This window comes from Pseudomonas sp. Sample_20 (genome assembly GCF_004307585.1).
In the GTDB taxonomy this organism is placed as follows: domain Bacteria; phylum Pseudomonadota; class Gammaproteobacteria; order Pseudomonadales; family Pseudomonadaceae; genus Aquipseudomonas; species Aquipseudomonas atacamensis.
Window position 1 is genome coordinate 39,551 of the sequence record NZ_RCOA01000089.1, and the last position, 13,282, is coordinate 52,832.

General features: G+C 61.2%; 14 protein-coding genes. 2 read left to right on the forward strand and 12 right to left on the reverse strand.

Going from position 1 to position 13,282, the window contains the following annotated elements; all coding sequences use genetic code 11:
* Window positions 1-78: 78 nt before the first annotated feature.
* The gene (nhaA, locus tag D8U70_RS18840) at window positions 79-1,263 is read right to left on the reverse strand and encodes a Na+/H+ antiporter NhaA (RefSeq protein WP_041478038.1); all 1,185 of its coding nucleotides are present in this window, start codon (window positions 1,261-1,263) and stop codon (window positions 79-81) included.
* A 251-nt stretch (window positions 1,264-1,514) separates the two neighbouring features.
* Here nhaA and D8U70_RS18845 point away from each other — a divergent pair, with 251 nt between their 5' ends.
* A complete protein-coding gene (locus D8U70_RS18845; protein ID WP_073475880.1) occupies window positions 1,515-2,609 on the forward strand; it encodes a PLP-dependent cysteine synthase family protein in 1,095 nt (364 codons plus the stop codon).
* A 137-nt stretch (window positions 2,610-2,746) separates the two neighbouring features.
* Here D8U70_RS18845 and D8U70_RS18855 read toward each other — a convergent pair whose 3' ends face one another.
* The 3 genes from D8U70_RS18855 to D8U70_RS18865 all read right to left on the reverse strand — a co-directional run bounded on the left by D8U70_RS18855 (window position 2,747) and on the right by D8U70_RS18865 (window position 5,770).
* The gene (locus D8U70_RS18855) at window positions 2,747-4,360 is read right to left on the reverse strand and encodes an NAD(P)/FAD-dependent oxidoreductase (protein ID WP_122747590.1); all 1,614 of its coding nucleotides are present in this window, start codon (window positions 4,358-4,360) and stop codon (window positions 2,747-2,749) included.
* 96 nt (window positions 4,361-4,456) lie between these two features.
* Window positions 4,457-5,110 (reverse strand): hypothetical protein, encoded by a 654-nt coding sequence (locus tag D8U70_RS18860; RefSeq protein WP_130929496.1) that lies wholly within the window; start codon window positions 5,108-5,110, stop codon window positions 4,457-4,459.
* Window positions 5,111-5,170: 60 nt separating this feature from the next.
* A complete protein-coding gene (locus tag D8U70_RS18865) occupies window positions 5,171-5,770 on the reverse strand; it encodes a short chain dehydrogenase (protein ID WP_110600024.1) in 600 nt (199 codons plus the stop codon).
* Between the two features lie 102 nt (window positions 5,771-5,872).
* Between D8U70_RS18865 and D8U70_RS18870 the strand changes: the two genes are divergently transcribed.
* Window positions 5,873-6,787 (forward strand): LysR family transcriptional regulator, encoded by a 915-nt coding sequence (locus D8U70_RS18870; RefSeq protein ID WP_130929497.1) that lies wholly within the window; start codon window positions 5,873-5,875, stop codon window positions 6,785-6,787.
* 110 nt (window positions 6,788-6,897) lie between these two features.
* Here the strand turns inward: D8U70_RS18870 and D8U70_RS18875 are convergent, their stop codons facing one another.
* The 8 genes from D8U70_RS18875 to livH all read right to left on the reverse strand — a co-directional run bounded on the left by D8U70_RS18875 (window position 6,898) and on the right by livH (window position 13,279).
* Window positions 6,898-7,374: a DoxX family protein gene (locus D8U70_RS18875; RefSeq protein ID WP_130929498.1), complete on the reverse strand. Its 477-nt coding sequence runs from the start codon at window positions 7,372-7,374 to the stop codon at window positions 6,898-6,900.
* On the reverse strand, window positions 7,371-8,129 hold the full coding sequence (locus tag D8U70_RS18880) for a DNA-binding domain-containing protein (RefSeq protein WP_130929499.1): 759 nt from the start codon (window positions 8,127-8,129) through the stop codon (window positions 7,371-7,373). The genes D8U70_RS18875 and D8U70_RS18880 overlap by 4 nt, the downstream gene beginning before the upstream one ends.
* A complete protein-coding gene (locus D8U70_RS18885; RefSeq protein WP_130929500.1) occupies window positions 8,126-9,013 on the reverse strand; it encodes a DUF692 domain-containing protein in 888 nt (295 codons plus the stop codon). The genes D8U70_RS18880 and D8U70_RS18885 overlap by 4 nt, the downstream gene beginning before the upstream one ends.
* Before the next feature lie 25 nt (window positions 9,014-9,038).
* Window positions 9,039-9,344 carry a DUF2282 domain-containing protein gene (locus tag D8U70_RS18890; RefSeq protein WP_016771358.1) on the reverse strand — a complete coding sequence of 102 codons (306 nt, stop codon included), beginning with the start codon at window positions 9,342-9,344 and terminating at the stop codon, window positions 9,039-9,041.
* Window positions 9,345-9,636: 292 nt separating this feature from the next.
* Window positions 9,637-10,338 carry an ABC transporter ATP-binding protein gene (locus D8U70_RS18900; protein WP_003222380.1) on the reverse strand — a complete coding sequence of 234 codons (702 nt, stop codon included), beginning with the start codon at window positions 10,336-10,338 and terminating at the stop codon, window positions 9,637-9,639.
* Window positions 10,339-11,106 (reverse strand): high-affinity branched-chain amino acid ABC transporter ATP-binding protein LivG, encoded by a 768-nt coding sequence (livG, locus tag D8U70_RS18905; RefSeq protein ID WP_016771357.1) that lies wholly within the window; start codon window positions 11,104-11,106, stop codon window positions 10,339-10,341.
* Window positions 11,103-12,359 carry a high-affinity branched-chain amino acid ABC transporter permease LivM gene (locus D8U70_RS18910; RefSeq protein WP_110645955.1) on the reverse strand — a complete coding sequence of 419 codons (1,257 nt, stop codon included), beginning with the start codon at window positions 12,357-12,359 and terminating at the stop codon, window positions 11,103-11,105. The genes livG and D8U70_RS18910 overlap by 4 nt, the downstream gene beginning before the upstream one ends.
* Window positions 12,356-13,279 (reverse strand): high-affinity branched-chain amino acid ABC transporter permease LivH, encoded by a 924-nt coding sequence (gene livH, locus D8U70_RS18915; protein WP_016771355.1) that lies wholly within the window; start codon window positions 13,277-13,279, stop codon window positions 12,356-12,358. The genes D8U70_RS18910 and livH overlap by 4 nt, the downstream gene beginning before the upstream one ends.
* Window positions 13,280-13,282: the final 3 nt, after the last annotated feature.

A 13,282-nucleotide genomic window follows, 5' to 3' on the forward strand; every position in this document is an offset into this window, starting at 1 on the left:
AATGACGTGGGGATTGTTCGCTGCGTAACTGTAAGGCTAGGAATCTGTGGCGAGGGGCAAGCTCCCTCGCCACAGGGGTTATTGCAGTTGTGAATTCTTGCGACTCGCCGCCGCCGTCACCGCATAACCAATCACCGCCGCGAGGATCGAGCCGGTGAGGATGCCCATGCGATCCATGCCGGCGTAATCACTCACGCCCGGTTCGAAGGCCAGCGAGCCGACGAACAGGCTCATGGTGAAGCCTATGCCGCAGAGGATCGCGACGCCGAGGACCTGGCCCCAGTTGGCGCCTTGGGGCAGGGCGGCGATGCCGATCTTGACCGCCAGCCAGGTCAGGCCGAACACGCCGATGGTCTTGCCCAGCAGCAGGCCGATGGCGATGCCCATCGGTACGTCGTGGGTGAAGCTTTCGACGGTGACGCCGCTCAGCGACAGGCCAGCGTTGGCGAAGGCGAACAGCGGCAGGATGCCGTAGGCGACCCAGGGGTGCAGCGCGTGTTCGAGGGTCAGCAGCGGCGACGACTCGGCGTTTTTCGTGCGCAGGGGAATGCAGAAAGCCAGGGTCACGCCGGCCAGTGTCGCGTGGACACCGCTCTTGAGTACGCAGACCCAGAGGATCAGGCCGATGATCATGTACGGGCCGAGCTTGACCACGCCGAGCCGGTTCATCGCCACCAGCGCGGCAATGCACGCAGCCGCCAGGCCAAGGGACAGGGTCGAGAGTTCGCCGGAATAGAAGATTGCGATGATGACGATGGCGCCGAGGTCATCGATGATCGCCAGGGTCATCAGGAACAGTTTCAGCGACACCGGCACGCGTTTGCCGAGCAGCGCCAGTACGCCGAGGGCGAAGGCGATGTCGGTGGCGGTCGGAATGGCCCAGCCACTCAGGGCGGCGGGGTTGTCGCGGTTGAGGAACCAGTAGATCAGCGCCGGCACCAGCATGCCGCCGATCGCCGCTGCGCCGGGCAGGACGATTTGCGAAGGCTTGGACAATTGGCCGTCGAGCACTTCGCGTTTCACTTCCAGACCGATCAGCAGGAAGAACATCGCCATCAGGCCGTCGTTGATCCACAGCAGCAGGGGTTTGGCGATTTTCAACGCACCGATCTGCGCCACCACAGGAGTGTCGAGCAGGCCGGTGTACAGCCACGACAGGGGTGAGTTGTTGATGATCAGCGCGAGAACGGCTGCGGCGATCAATAGCAGACCGCTGGCGGCTTCCAACTGAAAGAAACGCGTGAAAGTGCTACGCAGAGGCAAGGTCGCTCTCCATCGAATCAAGAAAAAGGTGAAACACCCTAACCCGTACCGTTAGTTGTTAAAACAAAAGTTATATTCTTTTTTGTTATATGTCGTTACAGGCTGTCTGGTACGGGCAGCACTGAGCCTAGCAGTTGCCTGACACATTGAGACTCAGCTGTATCTTTGCCGCCTGCGGGATTTTTTCTAAGCTTGCAGCAGACCTTTTTCAGAAGACCGATCTTCTGGCTGATTCAGCGAGAACCGAAACCATGAGCGACAACCGACAGTGGGCCCGCGAAGCCATCCGCATCATCGAGGCGGACTTCCAGCGCAGCGCCGACACCCACCTGATCCCTTTGCCGCTGCCCGGTTTTGCCGGCATCGAGTTGTATTTCAAGGACGAATCCAGCCACCCGACCGGCAGTCTCAAGCATCGCCTGGCCCGTTCGCTGTTCCTCTACGCGCTGTGCAACGGCTGGCTGAAGCCCGGCGCGCCGGTGATCGAGGCATCCAGCGGCTCGACGGCGATTTCCGAAGCGTATTTCGCGCGCATGCTCGGTTTGCCGTTTATCGCGGTGATGCCGGCGACCACTTCGAAAGAGAAGATTGCCCAGATTGCCTTCTACGGTGGCCAGAGCCATCTGGTGCAGGATCCGACGCAGATCTACGCCGAATCCGAGCGCCTGGCCCGCGAGCATGGCGGTCACTTCATCGATCAGTTCACTTACGCTGAACGCGCCACCGACTGGCGAGCGAACAACAACATCGCCGAGTCGATCTTCCAGCAGATGCGCTACGAAAAACACCCTGAACCGACCTGGCTGATTTCCAGCCCCGGCACCGGCGGCACCACCGCGACCCTCGGCCGCTACGTGCGCTATCGCCAGCACTGCACCCGCGTGTTGTGTGCCGATGCCGAGCGTTCGGTGTTCTTCGATTTTTACCAGACCGGAGATGCCAGCCTGCGCCTGGACTGCGGCTCGCGCATAGAAGGCATTGGCCGGCCTCGGGTGGAAGCGTCGTTCCTGCCCAAGGTGATCGATGCGATGGTCAAGGTGCCGGACGCCCTGTCCCTGGCGGCCATGCATTATCTGGCGCAGCGTTTGGGGCGGCATGTCGGTGGATCGAGCGGGACCAATCTGATCGGTGCGCTGATGGCGGCGCAGCAGATGAAAGCGGCGGGGCAGTCGGGGTCGATCGTGGCGATCCTGTGCGATGGCGGCGAGCGTTATGCCGACACTTATTACGACCAGGAATGGTTGAAAGCGCAGGGTTACGAACTGGGTGAGTTGATTGCAGCAGTGGCGGCGAGTGCCGAGCGCGGGGAGGCGCTGCCGACCTCGGTGCTGCGCGCGAATATCTAAAGCTGAACGCAGAAACCACTGTGGGAGCGAGCTTGCTCGCGAATGCGGAGTCACATTCAACATCTTCGTTGATTGACAGGCCGCTTTCGCGAGCAAGCTCGCTCCCACAGGGTTTGTGTTGTGTCAGCTTATGCGGATCAGGCTTCCAGGCCGAGGATATCGCGAGCCACTGCCTCGGCAATGCGAATCCCGTCGACACCCGCCGAGAGAATCCCGCCGGCATAGCCCGCGCCTTCTCCGGCCGGGAACAGGCCTTTGACGTTCATGCTCTGCAGCGACTCGTTGCGGGTGATGCGCAGCGGCGATGAAGTGCGGGTCTCGATTCCGGTCAGCACGGCGTCGTGCAGGGAATAACCGCGAATCTGCTTCTCGAACGCCGGCAAGGCTTCACGGATCGCCTCAATGGCAAAGTCGGGCAGCGCCAAGGCCAGATCGCCCAGCGCCACGCCCGGCTTGTACGACGGCTCGACTTCGCCCAGCTCGGTCGATGGAATGTCGTTGATAAAGTCGCCAACCAGTTGCGCCGGGGCCTTGTAGTCGCTGCCGCCCAGAATGAACGCGTGGGATTCCAGGCGCTCCTGCAACTCGATACCGGCGAGCGGGCCGCCCGGATAATCGACTTCCGGGGTGATGCCGACGACGATGCCGGAGTTGGCATTACGCTCGTTACGCGAGTACTGGCTCATGCCATTGGTGACCACGCGATTCGGTTCCGACGTCGCCGCGACCACAGTGCCGCCCGGGCACATGCAGAAGCTGTAGACCGAACGCCCGTTCTTGGCGTGGTGCACCAGCTTGTAATCGGCAGCACCGAGTTTCGGGTGGCCGGCGTATTTGCCCAGGCGCGCGCGGTCAATCAGCGATTGCGGATGTTCGATGCGGAAACCCACCGAGAACGGCTTGGCTTCCATGAACACGCCACGGCTGTGGAGCATGCGGAAGGTGTCGCGGGCGCTGTGGCCGAGGGCCAGAACCACATGCTTCGAATGCAGGGTTTCGCCGCTGGCCAGTTGCACGCCGACCAGTTGGCCGTCTTCGATCAGCACGTCGCTGACGCGCTCCTGGAAGCGCACTTCACCGCCCAGTTCGCGGATCTGCTCGCGCATGTTTTCGACCATACCGGTCAGGCGGAACGTACCGATGTGCGGCTTGCTGACGTAGAGGATTTCTTCCGGCGCGCCGGCCTTGACGAACTCGTGCAGGACTTTGCGGCCGAGGAATTTCGGGTCCTTGATCTGGCTGTACAGCTTGCCGTCGGAGAACGTGCCCGCGCCGCCTTCGCCAAACTGTACGTTGGACTCGGGATTGAGCACGCTTTTGCGCCACAGGCCCCAAGTGTCCTTGGTGCGCTGACGGACTTCGGTGCCGCGTTCGAGAATGATCGGTTTGAAGCCCATCTGCGCCAGCAGCAGGCCGGCGAAGATGCCGCACGGGCCGAAACCGACGACGATCGGCCGTTGGCCGAGATCGCTCGGTGCCTGGCCGACGAATTTGTAGCTGACATCCGGCGCCACGTTGACGTTACGGTCGTCGGCGAACTTGCCCAACACTCTGGCCTCGTCGCGTACGTTGAGGTCGATGGTGTAGATGAAGCACAGTTCGGAGGACTTTTTGCGCGCGTCATAGCTGCGCTTGAACAAGGTGAAATCGAGCAGATCATCACTGGCGATGCCCAGGCGTTGCACGATGGCGGTGCGCAGGTCTTCTTCGGGATGGTCGATTGGCAGCTTGAGTTCAGTGATTCGTAACATGGCGGGGATCCGGATTCGCGGGGCGCACAACTGCGCCAGGGCGTTTGAAGGCGGCGATTATAAGCCGCCGCGAGCGGATCCGTGGGGGAAAAACGATCAGTCGTTGCGTGCGCCGCCGAAATAGCCGCAGCCGCGCTGGACCTGACCGTCGATACGCAACTCGGCGCTCATGTGCTGCACGCTGCCGGTGCTGCTGTCGACGCAGCGCTGTGGCGCGACCCACAATTCGATGCGCTGGTTGTTGGCTTCGCTGCTGAGATTGAAGCGGCCGTCGCCCAGTTGCTCTTCCACATACGGCACGGCCAGTGGTGGCTGACCGTCGCGCTCGATGACCATGCCTTTGCCGCTGACCTTCACATTCCACTCCGGGCCATGGCCGGCGGCGCGCAGGATCAGCAGTTTGAAATTCGGATCGTCGCAGGCCGCGCCCGTGCGCTCGACGCGATACAACTGGCCGAGGTCGAGACGATCGCCGGAAACCTTGCCGCGCACATCGGCAAACAGCTTGCCCTGCTCGTCGGCGAGGGTGGCGGCTTCTTGCAGGACGCTGGTGCCGCCGATGTCGTTGACCACCAGTTGCCGCTGCTCCTGGCACGGCTGGAACACCAGTTTGCCGTCGGCTGCGGTCAGTTGCCCCTGCATCCGCGTCTGCCCGGCATGGGACACACTTTCACGCTGGCCGTCGAACAACTGGCAGGCGGCAAACATCGGCAGCAGGGCAACGAGGACGAACGAACGGGCAACACGCATCTTTGGCTCTCCAGACAAGTGCTGCCACGTTACGCAGCCTGACCGTTCATCACAAGGGCCTTAACCCACGTGAAAGGTCTGACCGGTTTGCAGGCCTTCGACACTTTTCGCGTAGGCCAATGCCACTTCCGCTGCAGCAACCGGCTTGAAGCCACGGAAGTAGGGCGCGTACTTGCCCAGGGCTTCGGTCAGCACGGTCGGGCTCACCGAGTTTACCCGCAGGCCACGCGGCAGTTCGATGGCGGCGGCGCGGACGAAGCTGTCGAGGGCGCCGTTGACCAGCGCTGCCGAAGCGCCGCTGCGAATCGGGTCGTGGCTGAGCACGCCGGTGGTGAAGGTGAACGAGGCGCCGTCATTGGCGAACTCGCGGCCGATCAGCAGCAGATTGACCTGGCCCATCAACTTGTCTTTCAGGCCGAGGGCGAAGCTGTCCCCAGTCATCTCGTCCAGCGCTGCAAACGTCACGTTGCCCGCCGCGCAGATTAAGGCATCGAACTTGCCGGTCTGTTCGAACAGCTTGCGGATCGACGCGCTGTCGCTGATATCCACCTGCAAGTCACCGCTGTTGCGACCGATACGAATGACCTCGTGGCGTTGCGACAACTCTTTGTCCACCGCCGAACCGATGGTGCCGCCTGCGCCTATCAACAGAATTTTCATCGAGCTGTACCTCATGTGTGAATGAGGTTTCAGTCTAGAGTGGTTTTTTCTGCGGATAAGCGCACTAATAGGCAACCTTTGGTTTTCAAATGGAAACAATCCATGAGCGAAATGGATGACCTTGCCGCGTTTGCCGTGCTGATCGAAGCCGGCAGTTTTACCCTGGCCGCGCAGCAGTTGGGCTGCAGCAAGGGCCAACTCTCCAAGCGCATCAGCCAGCTCGAAGCACAATTCAGTGTGGTGCTGCTGCAACGCACGACCCGGCGCTTGAGCCTGACGGCGGCAGGGGCGGCGCTGCTGCCGCAGGCGCAGGCGTTGGTGGTTCAGGTCGAACGCGCGCGGCAGGCGTTGGCGCGTTTGAAGGACGACATGGCCGGTCCCGTGCGCATGACGGTTCCAGTTTCGCTCGGCGAGACCTTCTTCGATGGCTTGTTGCTGGAGTTTTCCGGGCAATACCCCGAGGTGCAGATCGAGTTGGAGCTGAACAACAGCTATCGCGATCTGGCCCGCGATAGCTTTGATCTGGCGATTCGTGCCGAAGTGGCCAATGACGATCGGCTGGTGGCCAAGCCGCTGTTGGCGTGGCACGAAATGACCTGCGCCAGCCCGGCCTACCTCGAGCGCTTCGGCGAGCCGGCGACGCCGCATTCACTGGCTGAGCATCGTTGCCTGCTCAACAGCCATTACAGCGGCCGCGAAGAATGGCTGTATCACCAGCAGCACGAGTTGTTGCGGGTGCGGGTTTCGGGTCCGTTTGCCAGCAATCACTACAGCCTGTTGAAGAAAGCAGCGCTGTCTGGCGCCGGCATCGCGCGTTTGCCGTCGTATCTGCTGCAAGCGGAACTGGCGGACGGCCGCTTGCGCTGGCTGCTGCGCGATTACCAGACCCGACGCATGCCGATGTATCTGGTGCACCCGTATCAGGGTGGATTGCCCAAGCGCACGCAGGTGTTGGCGAATTATTTGATGGGCTGGTTCAAGCGCAGTGGCGAGGCGCTGGATCGACTCCAGCGCTGATGTGATTTCCCTGTGGGAGCGAGCCTGCTCGCGAATGCGTCAGTTCAGTCGATACCGATGTTGAATGACACACCGCTTTCGCGAGCAGGCTCGCTCCCACAGGGGGGATCTTATTTTGCGAAACGGCGGGCAATCAGCTGATCGATCGACAATTTGCCCGGCCCGGTCGCCATGAGGTACAGCAACACCGCCGCCCAGGTGCCGTGGGTCGAGTAGGCATCCGGGTAGACAAATAGTTGAATGGTCAGGGTCATGCCGAGAAGAGCCAGCGCCGAAAACCGCGTCGCCAGGCCGAGCAGGATCAGTAGCGGAAACACATGCTCGGCAAACGCCGCCAGATGCGCGGCAATTTCCGGCGACAACAGCGGCAGGTCGTACTCGCTCTGAAACAGCGGAATCGTCGAATCGGCCAAGCGTGGCCAGCCCAGTTCAAAGGTGCCGTCAATCAAATCCACGGCCAGTCCTTCGACCTTGGTTTGCCCGGATTTCCAGAACACCGCAGCGATGGAAAAGCGCGCGATGAAGGCAATCAGGCTGTGCGGGATTTTTTCCAACAGCGCGATGACGCGCAGGATAAAGGCGTTCATGGCAACTCCTTGTAATTCAGACGGGTAATCGCGTTATGCGCAATCAGTAAGGCGAGGGTTTGGGCGAGATCGAACGGCGGGCTGTTTTCTGCCGCCGCGAGCAGTGGCGAGCCCTGGATCAGATGACCAATGAACACGCTCGCACCCGGTTCAAGAGCAAACACCTCAACGTCGAGGCCATTGCGCAGCACCAGAGCGTGCTGGCCTTGATTGAGGCCAATGCCCGCCAGACTTTGCTCCTGCTGGTGCGCGGCCCAGATCGCGACAACGGCGTAGGCTGAGTCGAGCAGGTGCAGCGAGGGATGCAGTTCGAAACACAGTCCACTCAGCGACTGCGGATCGGCCAGTGCGGCACTGACTTGGTCAGGCCGGATCGGCTGCGCATCGGCGGCGTGGTAGGCGACAGTACGCAAATGCTCGAGTCGCGCGACATCAGCGACATAAGGCACGCCGGCAATGGGTTCGAATTGTGCGATGAAGTCGGCGAAGTCCTCGCCATAGCGGCTCATCAACGGACTGTGTGGCGGCTGACTCTGGACGAAAATCGCTGCCATGGCGCGGAAGAACTCCTCGCCGACCAATTGCAGCACCACCGGATAACTGTCGGCCAGGGCATTGATCAGCGAGCTCTGCACGTTGTTGCGATACACCGCGAAACGTCGCGACGGATCGGCGCCGTTGCGGCTGCACAGGCCCTTGGGATACGGCAGTTGCGCATTGAGCAGGGCGGCTGCGAAGTCCGCTTGCGTGCTCATGCCGCACGCTCCGCTTGGCGCAACAGCGTCTCGGCTTGCTGCGCTTCGGCGAGCAAAACAGCGAAGGCCGGCACCTGATTATCCCGTTCGATCAACGTCGCCACCGGGCCGATACGGCGCAGCACTTGCCGGTACAGATCCCAAACGGCCTGATCAACCGGCGCGCCGTGATCGTCGATCAGCAAGCGATCGCCGAGGTTGTCGCAATCTTCAGCGAAGCCGGCCAGATGAATCTCGCCGACTGCGTGCAGCGGTAACGCATCAAGGTAGGCCAAAGGATCGCGCTTATGATTGATGCACGACACGTAGACATTATTGACGTCGAGCAACAAGCCGCAGCCGCTGCGGCGGATCACTTCGCCGATGAACTCGGCTTCGTCGATCGTCGAGTGCTCAAATCCCAGATAGGTCGCCGGGTTCTCCAGCAGCATCGGTCGTTTCAGAGTGTTCTGCACCTGGTCAATGTGCGCACAGACGCGGTTCAGCGTCGGCGTGTCGTAAGCCAGTGGCAGCAGGTCATTGAGGAACACCGGGCCGTGGCTCGACCACGCCAGATGTTCGGAAAAGGCTTGCGGTTGATAGCGCTCGATCAGCTCGGCGAGGCGTTTGAGGTGCTGGCTGTCCAGCGCGCCTTCGCCACCGATCGACAGGCCCACGCCGTGCAATGACAGCGGGTACTGTTCGCGAATCAGACCGAGAAAATGATGAAAAGGGCCGCCGGCCACCATGTAGTTTTCGGCGTGGACTTCGAAGAAACCGAGGTCCGGTACGGAGCCGAGCACTTCGAGGAAGTGCCCGGTCTTGAGCCCCAGCCCGGCGCGGGCAGGGAGCTCGGTGCGAGCTGCCTGAGTGCGCGGCAGGGACGGTTCGTGATGACTGAACATGGGCGTCACTCAGGCAGGCCGTGGATCAGGACTTGGCTTTGAAGGCTTCGAGCTGACCGAAACCGGTCGGCGAGGTTTTGCTTTCGGTGGTGGCGCAGGTGCCTTTCGGAACGAGCTTCCAGGCGTTGGCCTGATAGTCCATTTTCGCCGTGCCGGCGCAGGTAGTCCCGGCACCTGCGGCGCAATCGTTCTTGCCCTTCATGGCCACGCCGAAGCATTTTTCCATGTTGGCATCGGCGGCCTGGGCGGTGGAGACAGTGGCGATGCTCAGAGCGGAACCGAGGGCCAGAACCAGGGCGGTAGCGGACAGGGTACGGGTAGTCGCAGTCATGATGTTTCTCCAGTTTTTATCAGGGTTTCTGCAAGCGGTTTGCGCTTGCTTGTCCCTCTAGAGAACGGGTGGGGGGATGCGTTACAGGCGGGGCGAGAAATTTATAAAAAAATTTCGGATTCAGCGGTATTCCTGTGGGAGCGAGCCTGCTCGCGAAGGCGGTGTGTCAGGCACCCATAATGTTGAATGACAGAGCGCTTTCGCGAGCAGGCTCGCTCCCACAGGGTTACCTTGGTGGTGCTCAGGAAATAAAAAACGGCCCGAAGGCCGTTTTGTTGTTCAGCGATAACACTCAACCGCCGAGGTACGCCTCGCGTACTTTCGGGTCGGTCAGCAGCGCTTCACCGGTGCCTTGCATGACCACGCGGCCGTTCTCCAGAACGTAGGCGCGGTCGGCGATTTTCAGCGCCTGGTTGGCGTTCTGCTCGACCAGGAACACCGTCACACCGTCCTTGCGCAGCTGTTCGATGATGTCGAAGATCTGCTGGATGATGATCGGCGCCAGGCCCAGCGATGGCTCGTCGAGCAGCAGCAGCTTGGGCTTGCTCATCAGCGCGCGGCCGATGGCGAGCATTTGCTGTTCGCCGCCGGACATGGTGCCGCCGCGCTGGTTGAAGCGCTCTTTCAAGCGTGGGAAAAGTCCGAGAACCTTGTCCATCTGTTCCTGATAGTCGCCCTTGTCGGTGAAAAATCCGCCCATCGACAGGTTTTCTTCAACGGTCAGACGGGCAAACACCCGACGCCCTTCCGGGACCACGGCGATGCTCTTGCGCATGATCTGCGACGAGTCCTGGCCGACCAGTTCCTCACCCATGTAGCGGATGCTGCCGCTGTGGGCCTGCGGCGAACCGCACAGCGTCATCAGCAGCGTGGATTTGCCGGCACCGTTGGCGCCGATCAGCGTCACGATTTCGCCCTGACGGACCTCGACGTTGACGCTGTGCAGGGCCTGGATCTTGCCATAGAAGGTGGAAACGTTTTCGAACTGCAGCATTTACGCTTCCCCCAGGTAGGCTTTGATCACTTCAGGATTGTCGCGGATCTGTTCCGGCGTGCCGTCGGCCAGGGGCGTGCCCTGGTTGATCACGACGATGTGGTCGGAAATGCTCATGACCAGTTTCATGTCATGTTCGATCAGCAGCACGGTGACGTTGTGCTCTTCGCGCAACACACCGATCAGCGCCTTGAGGTCTTCGGTTTCCTTCGGGTTCAGGCCGGCGGCCGGTTCGTCGAGCATGAGAATCCGCGGACGGGTCATCATGCAGCGGGCGATTTCCAGACGCCGTTGCTGGCCGTAGGCGAGGGTGCCGGCGGTGCGGTTGGCGAACTCTTTGAGGTTGACCTTTTCCAGCCAGTACTCGGCAAATTCCATGGCCTCGCGCTCGCTTTTGCGGAACGCCGGGGTCTTGAACAGGCCGGACAGGAAGTTGGTGTTCAAGTGACGGTGCTGGGCGATCAACAGGTTCTCGACCGCAGTCATGTCCTTGAACAAACGCACGTTCTGGAAGGTCCGCACCACGCCTTTGAGGGCGATCTTGTGGCCCGGCAGGCCCTGGATCGGCTCGCCGTCGAGCAGGATGCTGCCGCCGGTAGGCTGATAGAAACCGGTCAGGCAGTTGAACACGGTGGTCTTGCCGGCGCCGTTCGGGCCGATCAGGGCAACCACCTGCTTTTCCTTGACGGTCAGCGCCACGCCGTTGACCGCGAGCAAGCCGCCGAAGCGCATGCTCAGATTTTCGACTTTAAGGATCTCGCGGCTCATTTGCGCAACTCCATGTGTGGGCGTTGCATCGGCAGCAGACCTTGTGGACGCCAGATCATCATCAGCACCATCAGCGCACCGAACATCAACATGCGGTACTCGCTGAACTCACGCATCATTTCCGGCAACAGGATCATCACGATCGCCGCCAGAATCACGCCTAGTTGCGAGCCCATGCCGCCCAACACGACGATGGCGAGGATGATCGCCGACTCGATGAAGGTGAACGACTCGGGCGTCACCAGACCCTGACGCGCAGCGAAGAAGCTGCCGGCGAAACCGGCGAACGCAGCACCCAGGGTGAACGCGGAGAGCTTGATCACGGTCGGGTTCAGGCCCAACGCGCGGCAGGCGATTTCGTCTTCACGCAGCGCTTCCCACGCACGGCCGATGGGCATGCGCAGCAGACGGTTGATCACGAACAGCGCAGCCAGTGCGAGCAACAGCGCAACCAGGTAAAGGAAGATCACCTTGTTGATCGAGTTGTATTGCAGGCCGAAATACTCGTGGAACGTCTGCAGGCCTTCGGCGGCTTTGCGCTCGAAGGTCAGGCCGAAGAACGTCGGTTTTTCGATGTTGCTGATGCCGTTCGGGCCACCGGTGATGTCGGTCAGGTTACGCAGGAACAGACGGATGATCTCGCCGAAACCCAAGGTCACGATCGCCAGATAGTCGCCGCGCAGACGCAACACCGGGAAGCCCAGCAGGAAGCCGAACGTCGCCGCCATCAGGCCGGCAATCGGCAGGCAGATCCAGAAGCTCAAGCCGTAGTAATGCGACAGCAGCGCGTAGCTGTAGGCGCCGACGGCGTAGAAACCGACGTAACCCAGGTCAAGCAGACCGGCCAGACCGACCACGATGTTCAGGCCCAGGCCGAGCATCACGTAGATCAGGATCAGCGTTGCGATATCCACCGCGCCACGGGAGCCGAAGAACGGCCAGACCAGGGCGACCAGAATCAGCGCAATGATGAAATAGCGCTGGGTGGTTGGCAGGGTCAGGAAGTTGCTGGCCTTGGCCGGGATCAACGGCATGCCCGGCGAGGAGCGCCAGGCCTTGCTGATCTGCTGGTTGAACAGCACGCGCAGGAACATCAGCACCGAGCAGATCGCGATGGTCGCGAGTACCGCAGGGCTGGTGTTGTGCACTTCCAGATTGATGCCGACGATGGTCAGTTTCAGACCCAGTACCGGGTAGGCCACCGCCCACACCAGCAAGGCACTGAACAGTGCCTGTTTAAGATTCCTAGTCATACTTTCTCAACCTCCGGACGGCCCAGAATGCCGGTCGGACGGAACAACAGCACCAGAACCAGCAGGCCGAACGCAACGACGTCCTTGTACTGGTCGCCGAAGATATCGGCACCGAACGCTTCCGCTACACCGAGCACCAAGCCGCCGAGCATGGCCCCGGGGATGCTGCCGATGCCGCCCAGTACCGCAGCGGTGAAGGCCTTGAGGCCGACGAGGAAACCGGCGTTGGGGTTGATCACGCCGTATTGCATGCTCAGCAGCACCGCAGCGACCGCCGCCAGCGCAGCACCGATGACGAAGGTCAGGGCGATGATGTTGTTGGTGTTGATGCCGAGCAGGTTGGCCATCTTGATGTCCTCGGCACAGGCGCGGCAGGCGCGGCCCAAGCGGGAACGGGAGATGAACAGGGTCAGGCCGAGCATGGCGATCAGGGTCACCACGAACACCACGATCTGCATGTAGGAAATCAGCACTTCTTGTGCGCCACCCGGACCGAAGGCGAAGTTGCCCGGGATCAGGTTGGGGATAGCTTTGTCCTTGGAGTCTTGCGCCAGCAGAACGGTGTTCTGCAGGAAGATCGACATACCGATGGCAGAAATCAGCGGGATCAGACGGTTGCTGCCGCGCAGGGGACGGTAGGCGATCCGTTCGATGCTGTAACCGTAGGAACTGGTGACGACGATGCTGGCGATGAACGCCGCAGTCATCAACAGCGGGACACTGTCGAGTCCCATCATGGTCAGCCCGGCGATGGCGATGAAGGCCACGTAGGAACCGATCATGTACACCTCGCCGTGGGCGAAGTTGATCATTCCAATGATGCCGTAGACCATCGTGTAGCCGATGGCGATCAGGGCATACATGCTGCCAACGTTGAGGCCGTTAACCAGCTGTTGGAAGAAGTGATAGAGGTCAGGCATTAC

Bases quoted from the DNA above. Each gene is read 5' to 3' on its own strand.
- D8U70_RS18845 (WP_073475880.1), top strand. From the start codon at position 1,515: ATGAGCGACAACCGACAGTGGGCCCGCGAAGCCATCCGCATCATCGAG.
- D8U70_RS18855 (WP_122747590.1), bottom strand. From the start codon at position 4,360: ATGTTACGAATCACTGAACTCAAGCTGCCAATCGACCATCCCGAAGAA.
- D8U70_RS18860 (WP_130929496.1), bottom strand. From the start codon at position 5,110: ATGCGTGTTGCCCGTTCGTTCGTCCTCGTTGCCCTGCTGCCGATGTTT.
- D8U70_RS18865 (WP_110600024.1), bottom strand. From the start codon at position 5,770: ATGAAAATTCTGTTGATAGGCGCAGGCGGCACCATCGGTTCGGCGGTG.
- D8U70_RS18870 (WP_130929497.1), top strand. From the start codon at position 5,873: ATGAGCGAAATGGATGACCTTGCCGCGTTTGCCGTGCTGATCGAAGCC.
- D8U70_RS18875 (WP_130929498.1), bottom strand. From the start codon at position 7,374: ATGAACGCCTTTATCCTGCGCGTCATCGCGCTGTTGGAAAAAATCCCG.
- D8U70_RS18880 (WP_130929499.1), bottom strand. From the start codon at position 8,129: ATGAGCACGCAAGCGGACTTCGCAGCCGCCCTGCTCAATGCGCAACTG.
- D8U70_RS18885 (WP_130929500.1), bottom strand. From the start codon at position 9,013: ATGTTCAGTCATCACGAACCGTCCCTGCCGCGCACTCAGGCAGCTCGC.
- D8U70_RS18890 (WP_016771358.1), bottom strand. From the start codon at position 9,344: ATGACTGCGACTACCCGTACCCTGTCCGCTACCGCCCTGGTTCTGGCC.
- D8U70_RS18900 (WP_003222380.1), bottom strand. From the start codon at position 10,338: ATGCTGCAGTTCGAAAACGTTTCCACCTTCTATGGCAAGATCCAGGCC.
- livG (WP_016771357.1), bottom strand. From the start codon at position 11,106: ATGAGCCGCGAGATCCTTAAAGTCGAAAATCTGAGCATGCGCTTCGGC.
- D8U70_RS18910 (WP_110645955.1), bottom strand. From the start codon at position 12,359: ATGACTAGGAATCTTAAACAGGCACTGTTCAGTGCCTTGCTGGTGTGG.
- livH (WP_016771355.1), bottom strand. From the start codon at position 13,279: ATGCCTGACCTCTATCACTTCTTCCAACAGCTGGTTAACGGCCTCAAC.